The following is an 18628-nucleotide window of genomic DNA, read 5'->3' on the forward strand; positions in this document are numbered from 1 at the left end:
CGTCATTTGCCCCAGCGCAGCACGAGCGGATCGAGCCGGCGCGCGATCGCGATCAGTTCGGCGCGCGTCTCGGGATGCATGGCCGGCAGCGGATGGCGCGGCAAGTCGCAGTCGATCACGCCGCCTTCCTTCATCAGCGCCTTGCAGGCCAGCAGCCCGGCCTGGCGGTTCTCGTGATTGATCAGCGGCAGCCAGCGCTGATAGGCGTCGAACGCGGCGTCGAGCTGGCCCGCGCGATGCGCGTCGACGATGGTGCGGATGCCGTCGGGGAAGCCGCCGCCCGTCATCGCGCCGGTCGCGCCGGCGTTCAGGTCGGCCAGCAGCGTGATGCCCTCCTCGCCGTCCCACGGGCCTTCGGCCGCGTCGCCGGCGAGCCGGATCAATTCGCGCAGCTTGTTGGCCGCGCCCGGCGTCTCGATCTTGAAATACGACACCTGCTCGATCTCGCGCGCCATGCGCGCCAGCAGCGGGGCGGACAGCACGGTGCCGCTGGCGGGCGCGTCCTGGATCATGATCGGGATCTCGATCGCATCGGACACGCGCGCGTAGAACTCGACGATCTGCGCCTCCGGCACGCGAAACGTCGCGCCGTGATACGGCGGCATGATCATGACCATCGCCGCGCCCTGCTCCTGCGCGCGCCGGCTGCGCGCCGCGCACAGCCGCGTGCCGTAGTGCGTGGTGGTGACGATCACCGGCACGCGGCCGGCCACGTGGTCGAGCACGGTGCGGGTGAGCGTCTCGCGCTCGTCGTCGGACAGCGAGAACTGCTCGGAGAAGTTCGCGAGGATGCACAGCCCGTCCGAGCCGGCGTCGATCATGAAATCGACGGCGCGCTTCTGGCTGGGCAGATCGAGTTCGCCGGTTTCGGTGAAGGTGGTCGGTACCACGGGAAACACGCCGCGGTAGCGGGGCGTCGGGTTTGAGGTCATGAGCTTCGTTCCTGCTTCGGAGTCGGGTTCGGGTTCAGGTTCAGGTTCAAACGTGCGGCTGGCGGCTGGCTACTTGCGGCTGGCATCGGGCATCGGGCTACGTGCAGCGGACCGCTTGCTGCGCGCGATGCCGGCGACCTCGCCACGCTCAGGACTCGCGGGCATAGGCCGCGTGCCCGCCGTCCGCGCGCGGCCGCAGCGCGGCGCGCACCGCGAAGGCCGCCAGCACCGCGACCAGCAGCGTCGCCGCGAGGAAATACAGGCCGGCCGCGAGGCTGCCGGTTGCGTCCTTGATCACGCCGACGCCCCACGGGCCGAAATAGCCGCCGAGGTTGGCCAGCGAGTTGATCGTGGCGATCCCCACCGCGGCGCGCGCGCCGCTCAGGAATTCGCCGGGCAACGCCCACACCACCGCCTGGATCGAATAGATCGAGAACGCGGTCAGGCTGATGAACAGCAGTTGCAGCACGGGCGCGCGGAACCAGGCGCTGGCCGCCAGCGTCAGCGCGGCGAACGCCGACACCACGACGATGTGCCAGTGCCGCTCGCGGCGGCGATCCGAGTGGCGCGGCACGATCAGCAGCCCGGCCACCGCGAACAGATACGGCACCGCCGACAGCAGGCCCGCCGTGCCGTCGCCCACGCCGAACGCCTTGATGATGGTGGGCAGCCACAACGACAGGCCGTAGATGCACAACGGGAACGGCAGGAACAGCACGGCGAGCAGCAGCACGCGCGGGTCCTTGAGCGCCGAGAACGGGCTGTCGTGCGACGCGGCGGCAGCCGCCCTGTTGTCGGCGCCCGGTTCGAGACCATATTCACGGCGATCGACCGCGAGCGCCTGTTCGATCCAGCGGCGCTCGTCGGCATCGAGCCAGCGCGCCTGCGCCGGCGAATCGGGCAGCAGGCGCAGCGTCGGCAGGCACAACAGCACGGCCGGCAGCCCGCTCAACACGAACAGCACCTGCCAGTTGGCGAGGCCGAAAAAGCCGTGGGTTTCCAGCAACGCGCCGGCCACCGGCCCGGTGACGATGCCCGCGATCGGCTGCGCCAGCACCAGCAGGCCGATCACGCGGGCGCGATGACGCATCGGGAACCACTGCGTGAGGAAATAGAGAATGCCGGGGTACAGCCCCGCCTCGGCCGCGCCGAGCAGGAAGCGCAGCAAGTAGAAGCTGCGCGGACCGCTGACGAACGCCATCGCCATCGTGATCGCGCCCCACGTGAACAGGATGCGGGCGAACCAGACGCGCGCGCCGAAGCGCGTCAGCGCCAGGTTGCTCGGCACCTCGCACAGGAAATAGCCGATGAAGAACAGGCCCGCGCCGAGGCCGTAGGCGGCATCGCTCAGGCCGATCGCCGCGTTCATGTGCAGCTTCGCGAAGCCCACCACGGTGCGATCGACATAGGCCACTACATAGATCAGCGCGAGGAACGGCACCAGCCGGCGCGCGATATGGCCGACGATGCGGGTTGCCTCGGCGTTGGCCGCCGAATCCTGCGCGTGCGGGCCGGCCTCGCCGGGGCGCACTGCCTGCGAATTGCTCATTGCGTCTCCTTCCACCATGTCATTGGCCCGCGTCGCGTCATGCGCGCGGATCTCGTCGGGCGCCGATCGGCGGCGCCTGCCGCTCCCGGCTCTGGCTTCTTGCGGTCGGTTGGCCGGCCGTCGGTGCTGTTTTGTCGTGCTGTCGTGCTGGCCCCGCCATCACGACCCACCCGCCCCTGCCAGCCCTGCCGTTACGTCAATGCGAGTGGCGCGGCACCTCGGCCCCGCGCATGCCGACCAGGAAATCGAGGTCGCAGCCTTCGTCGGCCTGCAGCACGTGATCGACATAGAGCCGCGCATAGCCGCCGCGCCCCTGCTGCTCGGCGACGCCCGGCGCGGCGGCCGGATCGACGTCGCTCAGGCGGCGCTGCAATTCCTCGTCGCTGATATCCAGATGCAGCCGTCCCGCCTCGCAGTCGAGTTCGATCCAGTCGCCGTTGCGCACGGCCGCCAGCGGGCCGCCCGCCGCCGCCTCGGGCGCGACGTGCAGCACCACCGTGCCGTAGGCGGTGCCGCTCATGCGCGCGTCCGAGATCCGCACCATGTCCTTGACGCCCTGGCGCAGCAGCTTGGGCGGCAGGCCCATGTTGCCGACCTCGGCCATGCCCGGATAACCGCGCGGGCCGCAATTCTTCATGACGAGGATGGAATCCTTGTCGACCTCGAGCGCTTCGTCGCCGATGGTCGCCTTGTAGTGATCGAAGTTCTCGAACACCACCGCGCGACCTCGATGCCGGAGCAGTTCGGGCGACGCCGCCGACGGCTTGAGCACCGCGCCGCGCGGCGCGAGATTGCCGCGCAGGATGCAGATCCCGCCGTCGGCGATCAGCGGCCGGTCGAGCGGGCGGATCACTTCCTCGTCGTAGTTGGGCGCCTCGCGCACGTTGTCCCACAGCGATTTGCCGTTGACCGTCAGCGCGTCCGGGTGCGGCAGCAGCTTCGCCTCGCCGAGCCGGCGCAGCACGGCCGGCAACCCGCCCGCGTAATAGAACTCTTCCATCAGGAAACGGCCCGACGGCTGCAGGTCCACCACCGTCGGCGTGCCGCGGCCGATCCGCATCCAGTCTTCCAGTTCGAGCGGCACGCCGATGCGGCCCGCGATCGCCTTCAGGTGGATCACCGCGTTGGTCGAGCCGCCGATCGCGGCGTTGGTGCGGATCGCGTTCTCGAACGCGGCGCGCGTGAGGATCTTCGAGAGCTTCAGGTCGTCGAGCGCCATCTGCACGATGCGGCTGCCCGACAGGTGCGCGAGCACGTAGCGGCGCGCGTCCACGGCGGGAATCGCCGCGTTGTGCGGCAGCGCCACGCCGAGCGCCTCGGCCATGCAGGCCATGGTGGACGCGGTGCCCATCGTGTTGCAGGTGCCGGCGGAGCGCGACATGCCCGCTTCGGCCGACAGGAAATGATGCAGATCGATCTCGCCGGCCTTCAGCGCCTCGTGCAGCCGCCAGACGGCCGTGCCCGAGCCGATGTCCTTGCCTTCGAGCTTGCCGTTCAGCATCGGCCCGCCGCTGACCACGATGGCCGGCACATCGCAACTGGCCGCGCCCATCAGCAGCGCCGGGGTGGTCTTGTCGCAGCCGGCCAGCAGCACCACGGCATCGATCGGGTTGCCGCGAATCGCCTCTTCCACGTCCATGCTGGCCAGGTTGCGGGTGAGCATCGCGCTCGGCCGCAGGTTCGATTCGCCGTTCGAGAACACCGGGAATTCCACCGGGAAGCCGCCCGCCTCGTAGATGCCGCGCTTGACGTGCTCGGCGATCTTGCGGAAGTGCGCGTTGCACGGCGTCAGTTCGGACCACGTATTGCAGATGCCGATGATCGGCCGGCCGTCGAACTCGTGATCGGGGATGCCCTGGTTCTTCATCCAGCTCCGATACATGAAGCCGTTCTTGTCGTTGGTGCCGAACCAGTGGTGGGACCGCAGCTTGGGTTTGGTTGCCGTCATGCTCGTCGTGGGGTAGCGGGATTTGCGAGCAGTCTAGAGAGAAGCTTGATAACCTACTAATGAATTATCGGACGTCTCCGATACCTGTTTTTATATCCTCGTAAACACCGAAACGATGGTCGACGCGAACCCCTGGTACATCCGCACCCGCCTGAAAACACGGCAATTGCTGCTGGTCGTGGCGCTCGCGGAGGAAGGCAACATCCACCGCGCGGCCGCCGTGCTCAACATGACGCAGCCGGGCGCCTCGAAGCTGCTGCGCGAGCTGGAGGACATGCTGGGGACGGTGCTGTTCGATCGCATGCCGCGCGGCGTGCGGCCGACGCTGTACGGCGACGCGCTGATCCGCCATGCGCGCGCCGTGCTCGGCAGCCTCGAACAGGCGCAGGAAGAGCTCGACGCGTTGAAGGCCGGCCATCTCGGCCACGTGGCGATCGGCACCATCACCTCGCCCGGCGTGCGGCTGCTGCCGGCCGCCATCGCGGCGGTCAAGCAGCGGCATCCGGCGATGCGGATCTCGGTCGAGATCGAGGTCAGCAGCGTGCTGCTGGAGCGGCTCGCGCACGACAAGCTCGATATCGTGGTGGGCCGGCTCTCGGCCGAGCACGACAAGCTGCCGCTGCATTACGCGTCGCTGGCCGACGAACCGGTGCACGCCGTGGTGCGGCACGGCCACCCGCTGCTCGGCCGCGATGCGCTGACGCTGGCCGATGTGCGCGAGCTGACCTGGGTGGTGCCGCCCGCCGGCAGCGTGCTGCGCCATCGCTTCGAGCGGATGTTCCAGCGCGCCAGCCTGGCGCCGCCCGCGCGGATCGTCGAGACGGCTGCACTGCTGTTCATCACGCGGCTGCTGGAGGAAAGCGACATGATCGCCGTGCTGGCCGCCGACGTGGCCGAGTACTACGCGGCGCACCGGATCGTCGAGATCCTGCCGCTGCCGATGCAGTGCCAGATGGACGACTACGGCCTGATCACGCGCTCGGACCGGCTGCCGACCCCGGCCACGGCGATCGTGATCGAGGCGTTGCGGGCGTCGGGCGGGCTGGGGGCGGAGGGGTGATCGGCAGGAGGGGCGATGGCGAGAGCACGATGATCGCGACCGCCCGCCGCTTGTCGCCAACGCCAATCCGCGCTCACGGCGGCGGAAACTGCGCGGCGGTACGCTGCCCGTCCACATTGGCCACGCGCTGCCAGCGCAACAGGCTGCGCCAGCCCAGCACGCTCGATTCGCGCGAACGCTCACGCACGATCAGCATCAACGGCCGCCATGTCGCACGCATCGCCAGCACCTCGTCGATCGCGCGCCGCGCGGCCTCCGCGCCGGCCGCATCGCCGCGTTGCTCGGCCAGTTCGGCCAGCGCGCGGTAACCGTCGATCCACACGCCCGCCTCGCCTCGCATCGAATAATTGACGTTGTAGTGGCAGTAATGGCTCGTCTCGCCGAGCCCGCGTATCTCGCGTTCGAAATCGCCGAGCAGGATCGCGGCGCGCTCGCGGTTCGCGGGCGTGTCCTTCTCGCCCGAAGCATCCGCGTCGAGCGTCTCGATGCAGCGCATCAGCCAGGCCTCGCGATTGCCGTCGATCTCGGCCAGCATCTCGCGCGGCGTGGCGTAATGGCGGTCGAGGTCGGCGTCCTGCTTGTCGCCGATCGTGAACGGCGAGATTTCGTGCTGCGCCTTGATCCACGCCAGGTCGCGCGTCACGCCGATCTGCATCGGCACCGATTCGCGCTGCACCGCGCCGTGCCGGCCGCCCTCGCCGACCGGCACCGACTGATTGGTCAGCGGTGCGAAATTCAGGTTGGCCGCGACGCCGGCGCGCTGCTGCGCCGTATCGCCCTTGGCGTTGCCGATCCGCACCTGCCCGCCCGTTTCCGAACGCTTGTCGCGCGTGCGCTCGGCTTCGACGAACAGCGAGGCATCCGCGCCGAGCGTCTGCGCCACGCCGTGCGCATCGTTGAAGCGCGCCGACGGCAAGCGGGCCGACAGGCGGCCGGTCAGCGTCTGCGTGCGGGTCACGGCATCGAGCTGCGCCACCACCACCGCCGGATTGCGCGCGAACACCGCTTCGAGCGGATCGCGATAGGCGCGGCCGCGCGCCGGTGCGATCAGATCCCAGCGCACCAGGCTGTCGAGCGCGTTGACCATGTTGGCGCGCATCTCGTCGTCCTTGTGGCGGCTGCGCAGGAAGCGCACCACCGTCGAATGCGTGTCGGTGCGCTGGCTCGCGGCGCGCGCCGTGAACGCCGCCTGCAGCGCCACGCCCGGCGCGACCTGCGGCCCGACCGCCACGCCGGCCGTGGCCTCCTGCGCCGACGTGTGCGCGGTGCCGAACGACATCTCCATGCCGAGAATCGGCATGAACATCTGCACGAACGCCTCGTCGCCCACCGATTTCTCGGCCGTGAAGATCGGCGAGACGATCGGCGAGCTCGCGCCGTAGGGCAGCGTCGGCAGGTTCACGCCGAGCGTGCCGCCACCGCCGATGCGCACGCGGTCGCGCAAGCGGCTGTTGGCGATGAACGGCTGGAAGAACGCGAGGATGTCGGTCTTGTCGGCGAAGCGCTCGGATTTGAGCAGGCGCAGCGCGGCGTCGAGGCCGGCGGCGTCGGCCGTCTCGCCGGTTTCCGCTCGCAGCGACGCCGGCAATTGCGCGGCCAGATGCGTCTCGATCCGGTCGATCGCCTCATAGGCGCTCAGGCCACTGCCGCAGGCCGTGTGCAACGGCTCGGGCAAGTCGACCGCCTGCGTCTTGCGCAGCCGGTTCGGTTCGCCGTTGCGCGCGGCGCGTGCGCCGCGCTCGCGCCGCGACTGCTCGCCTAGCACCCGCCCGATGCCGGTGCGATCGCCGGCGTCGAGCCGGATCTGCGACGGATGCTGCCCGCGCTGCTGCAACTGCTTCAGGTATTCGACGGTTGCCTGCGCCGCCGCGGTTGCTCGACGCAGCTCGGGCGAGCCGCCGTGGGTGCGGCATGCGGCCAGCGTGCCTTCGAGGTGCGCGATGCGCTGCCGCACATGCTGGTCGACCTGAATCCGCGCGGACTGCATGCCCATGCTCTCGCCGACGCGATAAGCCTGTTTCAGCACGCGCCGCCGGAACGGCGTCTTGTTCAGATTGGGCATCGCGCGCCGCCATGCCGACGGTCGCGCCCCGGCCGCCCCGTCCGGCGCCGACGCGCCCGCGCGCACCACCCATTCGGTGATCGCCTTGTTCAGGCGATCGACGTGCTGCGCATACGGCGAGCCGGGCGCGTTGCTCAGGTAGCCGTTGCGCACCGCGTTGTAGGCGGCGTGATCGACATCGTCGAACGCCTCGGCCGGATCGCCCGCCAGATGGCCGCGCGCGACCGTCTTGGCCTGTTGGAGCCACGCGGCGATATCGGGCGAAACGGCGTCGGCGCGCTGTGCCTCTTCGGCGTTCCAGAACACGCGCAACGCCTGCGAACGCGCCGCGTCGGGCGCTGCGGCGCCTTCGCTCGACAGCGCGTGCAGCAGGTCCGTGCCGCGCGGCAGGCTGGCGAGCTTGCGGCATACGGCCAGCGCGGCAAGGTCGAGCGGGTCGGCCGACGCCGCCGCACTTGCCACTGCAGCGCTCGCCGTTGCCGTACTCGCCGCCGCCGCGCCGGCCGTTGCAGTACGTTCCGGCAAACCGGCCGCCAGCGACACCCAGTGCGCGGCTGGCTGTCGCCCGAGGTGCGCGAGCAGCGGCGCGGCGTTCGACGCTTCGACGCCGGTGTCGGCCATCGCGCGCGTCACGATCTCGATCGTCATCGACGGCGGCAACGGCAGCGGCGGCGCAGGCGCCGTCAGCCGTTCGGCCAGCGTGCGCAGCGCCGCCTGCAACCCGGCCGGCGCCTCGGCGCCGTATACATTGCCCGCATCGATCAACTGCGCGACCTGGGCCTCGCGCGCCGCCGCAATCGCGGCCTGTTCGCGCTGCGCGCCGGTCGAGCCGGGCGCCGCATCGGGCGACGCCTGCGCTTCGGCGCGCTCGACGCGATCGGCCTGCTCGCCCTGCTCGGCCAGCGCCAGCGACGCCTTCAACAGCGACGGCACCGCGCGGTCGGCCGCCTGCCAGCGCGCCTCCACGCGCGAGCGCTCCTGCATCAGCCTGGAGATGTCGGCGTGCCGCTCGGAGAATTCACCAAGCCGCGCCTCGCAGCGCGCCTTCTGCGCCTGCGCCTCGGCCAGCACGCCGTGCGCCGCGCCGATCTGCTCCGAGATCCGCGCCACGACGATGCCCGCTTCGACCGAATCGGCTGAATCGGACGAGCCGTCGGCCAGCGCCGCCTGCTGCTTGCCCAGCGAATCGATGCGCGCCTGCGCCTGGCAGAGGATCAGGTCGATGTCGTTCATCTCGTCGCCGAGCGTGACCAGCGTTTCGGCCTGCCGGGCATGCAGCCGCAGCGCGATGTCGATTTCCTTGCGGCGCGAGCCGGCGTCGTCGCGCAGCGTGTAGATGCGCGATTTCAGATCGTCGAGCCGGCGCAGCGCGAACGCGTGCGTCTGATCGGCGCGATCCGACAGATGGCCGAGGCTGACCAGCTCGAGCAGCTCGGTGCCGTGGATCGCTTCGTGCAGCGCGTGGCCGGCATCGCGCGCGGCGAGTTCGGCGATGCGCAACCGGGTGCGGGCGGCGGCTTGCGCGGCGAGGGCGGGGTTGGGAGTCGGATGGGTTGTCGGGTTGGACGTCGCTTTGGACGCCGCGCTGGACGTCGGGTCGGTCGCCAGGTTGAACGTCAAGCGGGCCGTCGGGTCGATCGCCAGGTTGGACGCCAAGCGGGCCGTCGGGCCGGCCGTCGGGTCGATCGCCAGGTTGGACGCCAAGCGGGCCGTCGGGTGGACCGTAGGCGTAGCATCGCCGGCACCAGGTGAACGGCCAGTCACCCCATTCGGATTCGCCACGGTATCGGCACCGGATGAACCGCCCACGGCCTCCCCCTGGCCGCCGGCCGTTCCCGCATCGGCTGCGCGGCTCGCCGCCGCCAGCACGGCAACGTCGGTGGCCGCCAGCGCAGCGCGCGCCGCGCCGACCTCGGCCACCGCCGCGTCGAGCGCCGTGCGCCGCTGCGCGAGCCCTTGCAACAAGCGCCGCGCCTGCTGTTCGTTGTCGAGCCGGCCACGCGCGAGCACCGGGTCCTTGCGCGAGCCGGGCGGCGACAGCCGCATGCCGCGCCCGGCCGAGAAACTGGCGATATCCTTCAGCGGCGTTGGCGCGAGCCACGGCACGAGCCGTTTCGCCGCGCGGTTCGCGGCCGATTCGTGCGGCCGCTCGTAGACGGTGATCGACGGCTGGTCGAGGCTGCCGGCCATCGCATCGGCCAACGCCAGCAGCTTGCGGGCGTCGTCGAGCACCGGATCGCGATCGGCGTCCGGCGTCGTTGCCACCGGCGCGCCGAGCGGCCCGGGCGGCCCCGCCACGCCGGCATGCGTCTGCCCCGGCACGCCCGCGCGCAGCGGCCCATTGACCGTATGGCTGGTGCCGGGCACGCCGGCCGTCACCGCGAACTGCCGTCCCGACAACGCCCCGGCCACCCGCGCCTTCAGCGACGGCCGTTCGGCCTCGGCCGGCTTGCCACGCGCCCGTTGCAACGACGCCAGCGCGTCCGGCCCGAGCCGGTGCACCACCGGCCGCGCCGCGCCGTCACGCGCCGGAGGCGGCGTCAAACCGGCCGCTGCCTCCGAGCCGGCGGCAGTCTCGCCTGCCGGCTCGGCCGGCGACGTCCCGAGCGACGCCCCCGCACGACGAATCGAATGCGTCATGACCGCGCCTCCGGCAGCACACGGCCAACCGAGCGAGGCAATACGGAACACAGGGCGCGACAACCGAGCGGACACATCGAAACAGCTCCAGATCACAAGGGGTGTGACCGGAACAGTAAACGCTCGCGAAACGCTCGGTTATAACGAAAAATGCATTGAAAATCAGCGACATACGGGCATGCATTTCAATGCGAAGTCATGTCCCGAAATGCGAAGAACGCCAGCTCCTGCGTCACTTCGCGCAACTGACATCGCCCTCCTCGCAATGCAGATGCTTGTCGAGCAGCCGGGTCTGCGCCTGCGTGAGCTGGTCGACGCATTGCGCCTGCACCATCGGCGCCACGCTGCCGCCACTCACGCCGCCGACCTCGAACGCGCATTGGGCGTCGCGCCAGGCCACCCAGCGGCGCTGCGCTTCCCTGAGCCTGGTGGCGGACGTCGCGTCGAGCCGGCCGAGCAGATCGCGGTAGGTCCGGTTCAGTTGCGCGTCGGATTTCACGCTCTTGCTCGCGGCACAGGTGTTCATGTCGAGTTGCGTGGTGGCGCTGTCCATGCAATCCGGCGCTTTCGCGAACGTTGCGCCGCTCGCGGCGAACAGGAGACAGGCCAACAGGGGCTTGAGCGTCATCATCGGGTTCCGGAAAAAAGACGAAGGGAAAAATCGGTTCGCGCACATCGTGGCGGGGCTCGACGGAACGATCAAGCGCGCGGGCCGCGCGGCCTCGGATTTCGGCGTACGGCTTCGTGCAGCCGCCAAGACGATCGGCAAACAATCAGGCGAGATTTGGTGATTTGTTCGTTTTATAACAACAATCTCGGCATTTTATACGATGGCCCGCGGCGTTTCAGCCACAGCGCATTTGCCGCGAAAGTGCCCATCACGCAACAGATCGGCCCGCCGCCAAAACGGTCGATCCGCTTGCTAAACACGCTGCCGGCCCTGCGCTGCGCACCCGCATGCCCCCGGCATATCCTTCTGCGACAGGCCTTTCCGGCCGATTCGGGCTTCACCCCGTCGCGCTGTTTCGCCACGAAACGAAACGAAATGCCGCAAATCCTGTCGCCCGATTTTGCCGCCCCGGGCGGCCCGTTGATTTTGGTTAAACCCAGGTCGGACATCGGCATGTCAAAATTGAACCTACGAAAAAGCAAATCGTTACAAATCCGTATATATTCCGCCGATGGACCAAAGAAAATTCATCGCGCCGCCGCCTCCCCGCACGTGGGATGCGCGGCTCGCGCGCCGGCTCGTCACGCCGCTCGTCGACACGCCCGTCACCCCGAATCATCTGACCACGCTGCGCCTGCTGATCGGCCTGGCGGGGGCCGTCTGTCTCGCGCAGGGCGGCTTCGGCTGGATCAATGCCGGCGCGTTCCTGATCGTGCTGTCGAACTTCGTCGATCACACCGACGGCGAACTGGCCCGCATCAGCGGCAAGACCAGCAAGATCGGCCACTTCTACGATCTCGCCAGCGACGCGGTGATCACCGTCGCGCTGTTCGTCTGCATGGGCGCGGGCGTGGTGGCGCAAGGCGGCCGCATGTTCGCGCCGCCGGTGCTGCTCGGCACGTTGGCCGGCGCGGCCGTGGCGCTGATCTTCTTCCTGCGCATGCGCATCGAATCGTTCGCGGGCAAGGCCGGCACCAAGCAGGCCTCGATCGGCGGCTTCGAAACCGAAGACGTGCTGTATCTGCTGCCCATCGTCACGCTGCTCGACGGTGTCGAGCGCTTCGTCCTGGCCGCCGCGATCGGCGCGCCCGTGTTCGCGGCCTGGGTCGTGATCGATTACTGGCGCGTGGTGCGCCGCGGCGCCGTGCCGGCGGCCGACAGCCCGAAGGCCTGACCATCCCATGAGTACCCAGACCGAAGCCGGATTCGAACCGCGCGCCAGCGCCCCGACTACCGGCCACGCCGCCTCGGGCAACGCCGATGGTGCCGTCTCCCGCGCCGCCGCCGCGCTCGATACCGATCACCTGCATCGCGAATTCGACCGCCAGGGCGCGTTCATCCATCTCGAATCGTTCCTGCCGCCCGACGCCTCCGGGCGCCTGGCCGACCTCGCGCGCGCGCTGCTGCCCGAGGTCAACCGGAACTACCTGCCCGGCCACAAGCAGGGCGGCAGCGTCAGCCGCCACACGATCGACGAGAAGGCGCCGTTCATCGCCGAGCTGTACCGCTCGCCGGCCCTGATCGCGTTCCTCGAAAAGCTGACCGGCGACACGCTGCAGGTGTCGCCCGCCGACGATCCGCACGCCTACGCGCTGTACTACTACACGAAGCCGGGCGACCACATCGGCTGGCACTACGATACGTCCTACTACGACGGCCGCCGCTACACGCTGCTGATCGGCGTGATCGACGAATCGACCTGCCGCCTCGATTACGAACTGCACACGCGCAACCCGGCCGTGGCCGACGAACCGGGCACCACGCAAATCCCCGACGGCGGCATCGTGCTGTTCGACGGCGACAAGCTGCGCCACCGCATCTCGCCGATGGGCGAGAACGAAATGCGCGTGTCGCTGACCTTCGAATACGTGACCGACCCGGGCATGCGCCCCTGGAAGCGCTTCATCTCGAACATGAAGGACGCGATCGCGTACTTCGGCTTCCGTCAGGTCTTCAAGCAGCTCGCCACGCGCCGCCCCGCACAGAAATGACTCGCGCTGGAATCATCCTGCTGTCCATCGGGACGGCATTGTTCATCGCCCTGCTGTCCTGGCAGGGTTTCGGCGCGGTCGTCTCCACGCTGGCCACGGCCGGCTGGGGCCTCGCGCTGGTCGCCGCGTTCCATCTGATCCCGCTCGTGGTCGACGCCCGCGCGATCGCCGTGATGTTCCCGCGCGGCACGCCCGGCGTGTCGACGCGCGAGATGCTGTCGGCGCGCTGGGTGCTCGAATCGGTCAACAGCCTGCTGCCGGCCGGCCAGATCGGCGGCCCGGTGCTGATGGCGCGCTACCTGTCGCAAAAGGGCATCCCGATGCCGCACGCGGCGGCGGCCGTCACGGTCAGCACCACCATGCAGGCGCTCGCGCAGATCCTGTTCGCGCTCGGCGGCATCGCCGTGTTCAGCTTCGGTGCGAACAGCGCCGCGGCCACCCACCTGCGCACGCCGGCCCTGATCGCCACCGCTCTGCTCGGCGCCTGCGCGTTCGGTTTCTATCTGGCGCAGCGGCGCGGCCTGTTCGGCCGGGGCCTGCGGATGGTGTCGAAGGCGCTCGGGCCGCGCGACTGGCCGTCGCTGGCCACCCGCGCCGACGCGATCGATTCCGCCGTCGGCGAGCTGTACGGCAAGCGCGATCGCGTGATCGCCACGTTCTGGTACAGCTTCGGCGGCTGGCTGCTCGGCACCGGCGAGGTGTGGCTCGCGCTGCACTTCCTGGGCCATCCGGTCAGCTGGGTGGATGCGCTGCTGCTCGAAAGCGTCGGCCAGGCGATTCGCGGCGCGGCGTTCATGATTCCCGGTTCGCTCGGCGCGCAGGAAGGCGGCTATCTGCTGCTGGCGCCGCTGGTCGGGCTGCCGCCGGATGCGGCGCTCGCGCTGTCGCTGTCCAAGCGCGCGCGCGAGCTCGCGCTCGGCCTGCCCGGCATTCTGTATCTGCATTTCAGCGAAAGAAACTGGCAGCGGCGCCGTGCGCCGCAGCTCGCGGACTAGGGCCAGCCCGCGCCGTGCCTGGCGGGCGAACCCTCGGCCGGACCGCATCCGGCCAAGTAACCATTACATAGCGTGGAGTATTCAATGCGAGCCATCATCCTGGCCGCAGGCCTCGGCCTGCGCCTGCAACTGCCTCCCGAAGCGCAGTATCCGAAGTGCCTGCTGCGCTTCGACGACGTGTCGCTGCTCGAGCGCCACCTGCGTCTGCTCGAATCGCTCGGCGTGACCGAAATCGTCCTCGCGCTCGGCTTCCAGCACGAGAAGGTCGAGGCCGAACTGGCCCGCCTCGGTCGCCAGGCCGAAATCGTCCTGAACCCGCGCTTCGATCTCGGCAGCGTGCTGACCGTCCACACCGCGGCCGACGCGCTCACGCGCGGCGGCGACGTGCTGCTGATGGACGCCGACGTGCTGTACGACGACAGCATCATGCAGGCGCTGGTCGCGAACCCCGAGCAATCGGTCGACCGCCTGCTGATCGACCGCGATTTCGAGGCCGGCGACGAGCCGGTCAAGCTGTGCGTGAAGGACGGCGTGCCCGTCGAACTGCGCAAGCAACTCGCCGTCGACCTGCAATACGACACCATCGGCGAATCGGTCGGCTTCTTCCGCTTCAGCGAAGGCACGGCCAAGCGCCTCGCCGAGATCGTCGCCGGCTACATCGATTCGGGCCGGGCCAACCTGCCCCACGAGGAAGCCGTGCGCGACCTGCTGCTCGAAGGCGGCCGCCCGTTCGATGTCGCCGACGTGACCGGCGCACCGTGGATCGAAATCGATTTCCCCAACGACGTCGCCCGCGCGGCTGACGAAGTTCTCCCGCTGATTCAGCGCAATACCGTAGGAGCCGCACGATGAACGCACGCGAACCCAATAACTTCACCGAATCCCGTGCCGCGCGGCTGCGCCGCATGCTGACGAGCAACCAGCTCGAATTCCTGATGGAAGCGCACAACGGCCTGTCCGCGCGAATCGTGCGCGAAGCCGGCTTCAAGGGCATCTGGGGCTCGGGCCTGTCGATCTCGGCCGCGCTCGGCGTGCGCGACAACAACGAAGCGAGCTGGACCCAGGTGGTCGACGTGCTCGAATTCATGGCCGACGCCAGCGACCTGCCGATCCTGCTCGACGGCGACACCGGCTACGGCAACTTCAACAACATGCGCCGCCTCGTGCGCAAGCTCGAACAACGCGGCATCGCCGGCGTCTGCATCGAAGACAAGCAATTCCCGAAGACCAACAGCTTCATCGACGGCGAACGCCAGCCGCTCGCCGAGATCGACGAATTCGCCGGCAAGATCAAGGCCGGCAAGGATTCCCAAACGGATTCGAATTTCTCGATCGTGGCGCGCGTCGAAGCGCTGATCGCGGGCTGGGGCATGGATGAAGCGCTGCGCCGCGCGCACGCCTACGCCGATGCCGGCGCCGACGCCATCCTGATGCACAGCAAGCTGTCGCGTCCGGACGAGATCCTCGAATTCGCGCGCCAGTGGAACAACCGCGCGCCGATCGTGATCGTGCCGACCAAGTACTACAGCACGCCGACCGACGTGTTCCGCCAGGCCGGCATCAGCACCGTGATCTGGGCGAACCATCTGGTCCGCTCGTCCGCCGCCGCGATGCAGGCCACCGCGCGCGACATCTTCGAAAACGAAACGCTCGTCAACGTCGAAGATCGCGTGGTCACCGTCAACGAAATCTTCCGCCTGCAGGACGCCGACGAATATTCGGCGGCCGAGCGCATCTACCTGTCGTCGTCGTCGCGTTCGTCGAACTCGGCGATCGTGCTGGCGGCCAGCCGCGGCAAGGGCCTCGAGGCCGTGACCGAGGACAAGCCGAAGGTCATGCTGCCGATCGCCGGCAAGCCGCTGCTGCGCTGGATCGTCGACGGCTTCAAGAAGGAAGGCGTCAACGACATCACGGTGGTGGGCGGCTATCGCGCCGACGCGATCGACACGGCCGGCATCAAGCTGGTGGTCAACGAACGCCACGCCGAAACCGGCGAACTGAGCTCGCTGGCCTGCGCGCTGGGCAAGGTCAAGGGCGACACGATCGTCTCCTACGGCGACCTGCTGTTCCGCAGCTACATCGTGCGCGACCTGGCCGAAAGCGACGCCGAATTCACCGTGGTGGTGGATTCCTCGCTGACCGATTCGACCAACCAGAGCGTGCGCGACTTCGCGCTGTGCTCGTCGGCCGACGACCGCGGCCTGTTCGGCCAGAAAGTTACGCTGCAACGCGTGGCGAGCGACGCCGGCAACGGCGCGCCGCACGGCCGCTGGGTGGGCCTGCTGAACGTGCGCGGCGCCGGCGTCGAACGCCTGAAGGCCACGCTGGCCACGCTGCAGGCGCGCCCCGATTTCGACCAGCTCGACATCCCGGCGCTGCTGAACGCGCTCGTCGAAGCCGGCGAGAAGATCGCGGTGCAATACGTGCACGGCCACTGGCGCGGCGTGAACGACCTCGACGAATTCCGTCGCGCCGGCGATTTCGCGCACGGCCAGACGCCGCTCGCGAACGGCGCCCCGGCCGGGGACACCCAATGATCGAGGCAGCCCAGTTCGTCGAGGCCGCGCGCGCGCGCGGTTTCGATTCGTACGCGGGTGTGCCCTGCTCGTATCTGACGCCGTTCATCAACTACGTCCTGCAGGATCCGTCGCTGCACTACGTGTCGGCGGCCAACGAGGGCGACGCCGTCGCGCTCGCGGCCGGCGCGACGCTGGGCGGTCGGCGCAGCATCGCGATGATGCAGAACTCGGGCCTCGGCAACGCGGTCAGCCCGCTGACCTCGCTGACCTGGACCTTCAAGCTGCCGCAACTGCTGATCGTCACGTGGCGCGGCAAGCCCGGCGAGCACGACGAGCCGCAGCACGCGCTGATGGGGCCGATCACGCCCCAGATGCTCGACACCATGGAGATTCCGTGGGAGCTGTTCCCGACCGAGGCCGAGCAGATCGGCCCGGCGCTCGACCGTGCGATCCGTCACATGGACGAAACCGGCCGGCCCTACGCGCTCGTGATGCAGAAAGGCAGCGTGGCCGCCTATCCGCTCAAGGATGCGCCGATGCCCGCGCCGCGCCCGCACGTCGTGCCGGTTGCGGCCGCGAGCCGCGCCGCCGAGCGGCCGTCGCGCCATGACGCGCTGTCGGCCGTGATCGCGCGCACGCCGCTCGATTCGACCGTGGTGCTGGCCTCCACCGGCTTCTGCGGGCGCGAGCTGTACGCGCTCGACGATCGCGCCAACCAGCTCTACATGGTCGGCTCGATGGGCTGCGTGACGACGCTCGCGCTCGGCCTCGCGCTGGCGCGCCCCGACCTCACCGTGGTGGCGGTCGACGGCGACGGCGCCGCGCTGATGCGCATGGGCGCGTTCGCCACGCTCGGCGCCTACGGCCCGAAGAACCTGATCCACCTGCTGCTCGACAACGGCGCGCACGAATCGACGGGCGGCCAGTCCACCGTCTCGCCGTGCGTGTCGTTCGCCGCCGTGGCCGCCGCCTGCGGCTATGCGTCGGCGCGCGAGGGCGACCTGAGCGCGATCGACGCGCTGTTCGCCGAGGCGGCCGACGGCGCGCGCTTCGCCTGCGTCAAGATCCGCACCGGCGTGCCCGATGGGCTGCCGCGCCCGACCGTGACGCCGATCGAAGTGAAGGAACGTCTGATGCGCCACATCGGCGCGGGAGCCGAATGATGCTGCTGCTGAACCCCGGCCCGGTCACGCTGACCGAGCGCGTCCGCCAGAGCCTGCTGCAAACCGACCTCTGCCATCGCGAAAGCGAGTTCTTCGACCTGCAGGACGAAGCGCGCACGCGCCTGGTCGCCGCCTACGATCTCGACCCGGCCGAATGGCAGGCCGTGCTGATGACGGGCTCCGGCACCGCCGCCGTCGAAAGCATGATCGCCGCGCTGGTGCCCGAGGACGGCAAGCTGCTCGTGATCGAGAACGGCGTGTACGGCGATCGCATCGCGCAGATCGCCAAGCAATACCGGATCGCCCACACGCTGCTCAAGCACGAATGGATGGAAGCGCCGGACCTCGGCCGCATTGAGGCCGCGCTGGCCGCCGACCGCGCCATCACGCACGTGGCCGTGATTCATCACGAAACCACCACCGGCCGCCTGAACGCGCTCGGCCCGATCGCCGAGCTGTGCCGCCAGCATGGCGCGCGCTTGCTGGTGGACGGCGTCAGCAGCTTCGGCGCCGAGGCGATCGATTTCGCCGACGGCGTGACCGATGCGGTGGCCGCCACCGCCAACAAGTGCCTGCACGGCGTGCCCGGCGCGGCGTTCGTGATCGTGCGCAACACGGCGCTGGCGCGCGCCGCGAGCCGCACCTATTACCTCGACCTCGGCCGGCTCGCCAAGCTGCAGGCGCAGCGCAACACGCCGTTTACGCCGTCGGTGCACGCGTATTACGCGCTCGTCGAGGCGCTGCGCGAGTTCGAGGACGAAGGCGGCTGGCAGGCGCGCCACGCCCGCTACAAGGCGCTTGCCGACCAGGTGCGTGACGGCCTGGCCGCGCGCGGCATGTCGCTGGTGCTGCCGGACGGCGAATCGTCGGTCGTGCTGCGCGCCTACACGCTGCCGGCCGGCGTCGGCTACGCAACGCTGCACGACGGCCTCAAGGCGCGCGGCTTCGTGATCTACGCGGGCCAGGGCGGGCTGTCGGCCTCGCTGTTCCGCGTATCGACGATGGGCGCGATCGCGCCGGCCGACATCGATCGCCTGCTCGAAGGCTTCAGTGCGCTGACGCGCTGACGCGTTCAAGCGCCGATTCACCGATTCGCCGA

At 69.4% G+C, this 18628-nt stretch carries 15 protein-coding genes; 9 read left to right on the top strand and 6 right to left on the bottom strand.

The window, feature by feature from the left end:
- Positions 1–2: 2 nt before the first annotated feature.
- The 3 genes from AB4850_RS08525 to AB4850_RS08535 form a co-directional block, all read right to left on the bottom strand.
- The gene (locus AB4850_RS08525) at positions 3–932 is read right to left on the bottom strand and encodes a dihydrodipicolinate synthase family protein (protein ID WP_414439386.1); all 930 of its coding nucleotides are present in this window, start codon (positions 930–932) and stop codon (positions 3–5) included.
- Between the two features lie 148 nt (positions 933–1080).
- A complete protein-coding gene (locus tag AB4850_RS08530) occupies positions 1081–2481 on the bottom strand; it encodes an MFS transporter (protein ID WP_414439387.1) in 1401 nt (466 codons plus the stop codon).
- 196 nt (positions 2482–2677) lie between these two features.
- Positions 2678–4429 carry an IlvD/Edd family dehydratase gene (locus tag AB4850_RS08535; protein ID WP_414439388.1) on the bottom strand — a complete coding sequence of 584 codons (1752 nt, stop codon included), beginning with the start codon at positions 4427–4429 and terminating at the stop codon, positions 2678–2680.
- Positions 4430–4544: 115 nt separating this feature from the next.
- Between AB4850_RS08535 and AB4850_RS08540 the strand changes: the two genes are divergently transcribed.
- Positions 4545–5489 (top strand): LysR substrate-binding domain-containing protein, encoded by a 945-nt coding sequence (locus tag AB4850_RS08540; RefSeq protein WP_414439389.1) that lies wholly within the window; start codon positions 4545–4547, stop codon positions 5487–5489.
- Positions 5490–5562: 73 nt separating this feature from the next.
- Here AB4850_RS08540 and AB4850_RS08545 read toward each other — a convergent pair whose 3' ends face one another.
- A complete protein-coding gene (locus tag AB4850_RS08545; RefSeq protein ID WP_414439390.1) occupies positions 5563–10191 on the bottom strand; it encodes a hypothetical protein in 4629 nt (1542 codons plus the stop codon).
- A gap of 232 nt (positions 10192–10423) precedes the next feature.
- Positions 10424–10819, bottom strand: coding sequence for a lysozyme inhibitor LprI family protein (locus tag AB4850_RS08550; protein WP_414439391.1), 396 nt, complete (start codon positions 10817–10819; stop codon positions 10424–10426).
- Here AB4850_RS08550 and AB4850_RS08555 point away from each other — a divergent pair.
- Positions 10809–10982: a hypothetical protein gene (locus AB4850_RS08555; protein ID WP_414439392.1), complete on the top strand. Its 174-nt coding sequence runs from the start codon at positions 10809–10811 to the stop codon at positions 10980–10982. The genes AB4850_RS08550 and AB4850_RS08555 overlap by 11 nt on opposite strands.
- Positions 10983–10992: 10 nt before the next feature.
- On the opposite strand, the gene AB4850_RS08560 is transcribed toward AB4850_RS08555, so the two are convergent.
- Positions 10993–11310 (bottom strand): hypothetical protein, encoded by a 318-nt coding sequence (locus tag AB4850_RS08560; RefSeq protein ID WP_414439393.1) that lies wholly within the window; start codon positions 11308–11310, stop codon positions 10993–10995.
- A 62-nt stretch (positions 11311–11372) separates the two neighbouring features.
- Here AB4850_RS08560 and AB4850_RS08565 point away from each other — a divergent pair, with 62 nt between their 5' ends.
- The 7 genes from AB4850_RS08565 (at position 11373) to AB4850_RS08595 (ending at position 18596) form a co-directional block, all read left to right on the top strand.
- Positions 11373–12035 carry a CDP-alcohol phosphatidyltransferase family protein gene (locus AB4850_RS08565; RefSeq protein WP_414439394.1) on the top strand — a complete coding sequence of 221 codons (663 nt, stop codon included), beginning with the start codon at positions 11373–11375 and terminating at the stop codon, positions 12033–12035.
- A 7-nt stretch (positions 12036–12042) separates the two neighbouring features.
- On the top strand, positions 12043–12852 hold the full coding sequence (locus AB4850_RS08570; protein ID WP_414439395.1) for a 2OG-Fe(II) oxygenase: 810 nt from the start codon (positions 12043–12045) through the stop codon (positions 12850–12852).
- The gene (locus AB4850_RS08575) at positions 12849–13847 is read left to right on the top strand and encodes an HpnL family protein (RefSeq protein WP_414439396.1); all 999 of its coding nucleotides are present in this window, start codon (positions 12849–12851) and stop codon (positions 13845–13847) included. The genes AB4850_RS08570 and AB4850_RS08575 overlap by 4 nt, the downstream gene beginning before the upstream one ends.
- 84 nt (positions 13848–13931) lie before the next feature.
- A complete protein-coding gene (locus AB4850_RS08580) occupies positions 13932–14699 on the top strand; it encodes an NTP transferase domain-containing protein (RefSeq protein WP_414439397.1) in 768 nt (255 codons plus the stop codon).
- On the top strand, positions 14696–16384 hold the full coding sequence (gene aepX, locus AB4850_RS08585; RefSeq protein WP_414439398.1) for a phosphoenolpyruvate mutase: 1689 nt from the start codon (positions 14696–14698) through the stop codon (positions 16382–16384). The genes AB4850_RS08580 and aepX overlap by 4 nt, the downstream gene beginning before the upstream one ends.
- On the top strand, positions 16381–17529 hold the full coding sequence (gene aepY / locus AB4850_RS08590; RefSeq protein WP_414439399.1) for a phosphonopyruvate decarboxylase: 1149 nt from the start codon (positions 16381–16383) through the stop codon (positions 17527–17529). The genes aepX and aepY overlap by 4 nt, the downstream gene beginning before the upstream one ends.
- Positions 17529–18596 (top strand): 2-aminoethylphosphonate aminotransferase, encoded by a 1068-nt coding sequence (locus tag AB4850_RS08595; protein ID WP_414441988.1) that lies wholly within the window; start codon positions 17529–17531, stop codon positions 18594–18596. Before aepY ends, AB4850_RS08595 begins: the two co-directional genes overlap by 1 nt.
- Positions 18597–18628 lie beyond the last annotated feature (32 nt).

This window comes from Burkholderia sp. 22PA0106, from assembly GCF_047497155.1.
Lineage (GTDB): Bacteria > Pseudomonadota > Gammaproteobacteria > Burkholderiales > Burkholderiaceae > Burkholderia.

Bases quoted from the DNA above. Each gene is read 5' to 3' on its own strand.
- AB4850_RS08525 (WP_414439386.1), bottom strand. From the start codon at position 932: ATGACCTCAAACCCGACGCCCCGCTACCGCGGCGTGTTTCCCGTGGTA.
- AB4850_RS08530 (WP_414439387.1), bottom strand. From the start codon at position 2,481: ATGAGCAATTCGCAGGCAGTGCGCCCCGGCGAGGCCGGCCCGCACGCG.
- AB4850_RS08535 (WP_414439388.1), bottom strand. From the start codon at position 4,429: ATGACGGCAACCAAACCCAAGCTGCGGTCCCACCACTGGTTCGGCACC.
- AB4850_RS08540 (WP_414439389.1), top strand. From the start codon at position 4,545: ATGGTCGACGCGAACCCCTGGTACATCCGCACCCGCCTGAAAACACGG.
- AB4850_RS08545 (WP_414439390.1), bottom strand. From the start codon at position 10,191: ATGACGCATTCGATTCGTCGTGCGGGGGCGTCGCTCGGGACGTCGCCG.
- AB4850_RS08550 (WP_414439391.1), bottom strand. From the start codon at position 10,819: ATGACGCTCAAGCCCCTGTTGGCCTGTCTCCTGTTCGCCGCGAGCGGC.
- AB4850_RS08560 (WP_414439393.1), bottom strand. From the start codon at position 11,310: ATGTCCGACCTGGGTTTAACCAAAATCAACGGGCCGCCCGGGGCGGCA.
- AB4850_RS08565 (WP_414439394.1), top strand. From the start codon at position 11,373: ATGGACCAAAGAAAATTCATCGCGCCGCCGCCTCCCCGCACGTGGGAT.
- AB4850_RS08570 (WP_414439395.1), top strand. From the start codon at position 12,043: ATGAGTACCCAGACCGAAGCCGGATTCGAACCGCGCGCCAGCGCCCCG.
- AB4850_RS08575 (WP_414439396.1), top strand. From the start codon at position 12,849: ATGACTCGCGCTGGAATCATCCTGCTGTCCATCGGGACGGCATTGTTC.
- AB4850_RS08580 (WP_414439397.1), top strand. From the start codon at position 13,932: ATGCGAGCCATCATCCTGGCCGCAGGCCTCGGCCTGCGCCTGCAACTG.
- aepX (WP_414439398.1), top strand. From the start codon at position 14,696: ATGAACGCACGCGAACCCAATAACTTCACCGAATCCCGTGCCGCGCGG.
- aepY (WP_414439399.1), top strand. From the start codon at position 16,381: ATGATCGAGGCAGCCCAGTTCGTCGAGGCCGCGCGCGCGCGCGGTTTC.
- AB4850_RS08595 (WP_414441988.1), top strand. From the start codon at position 17,529: ATGCTGCTGCTGAACCCCGGCCCGGTCACGCTGACCGAGCGCGTCCGC.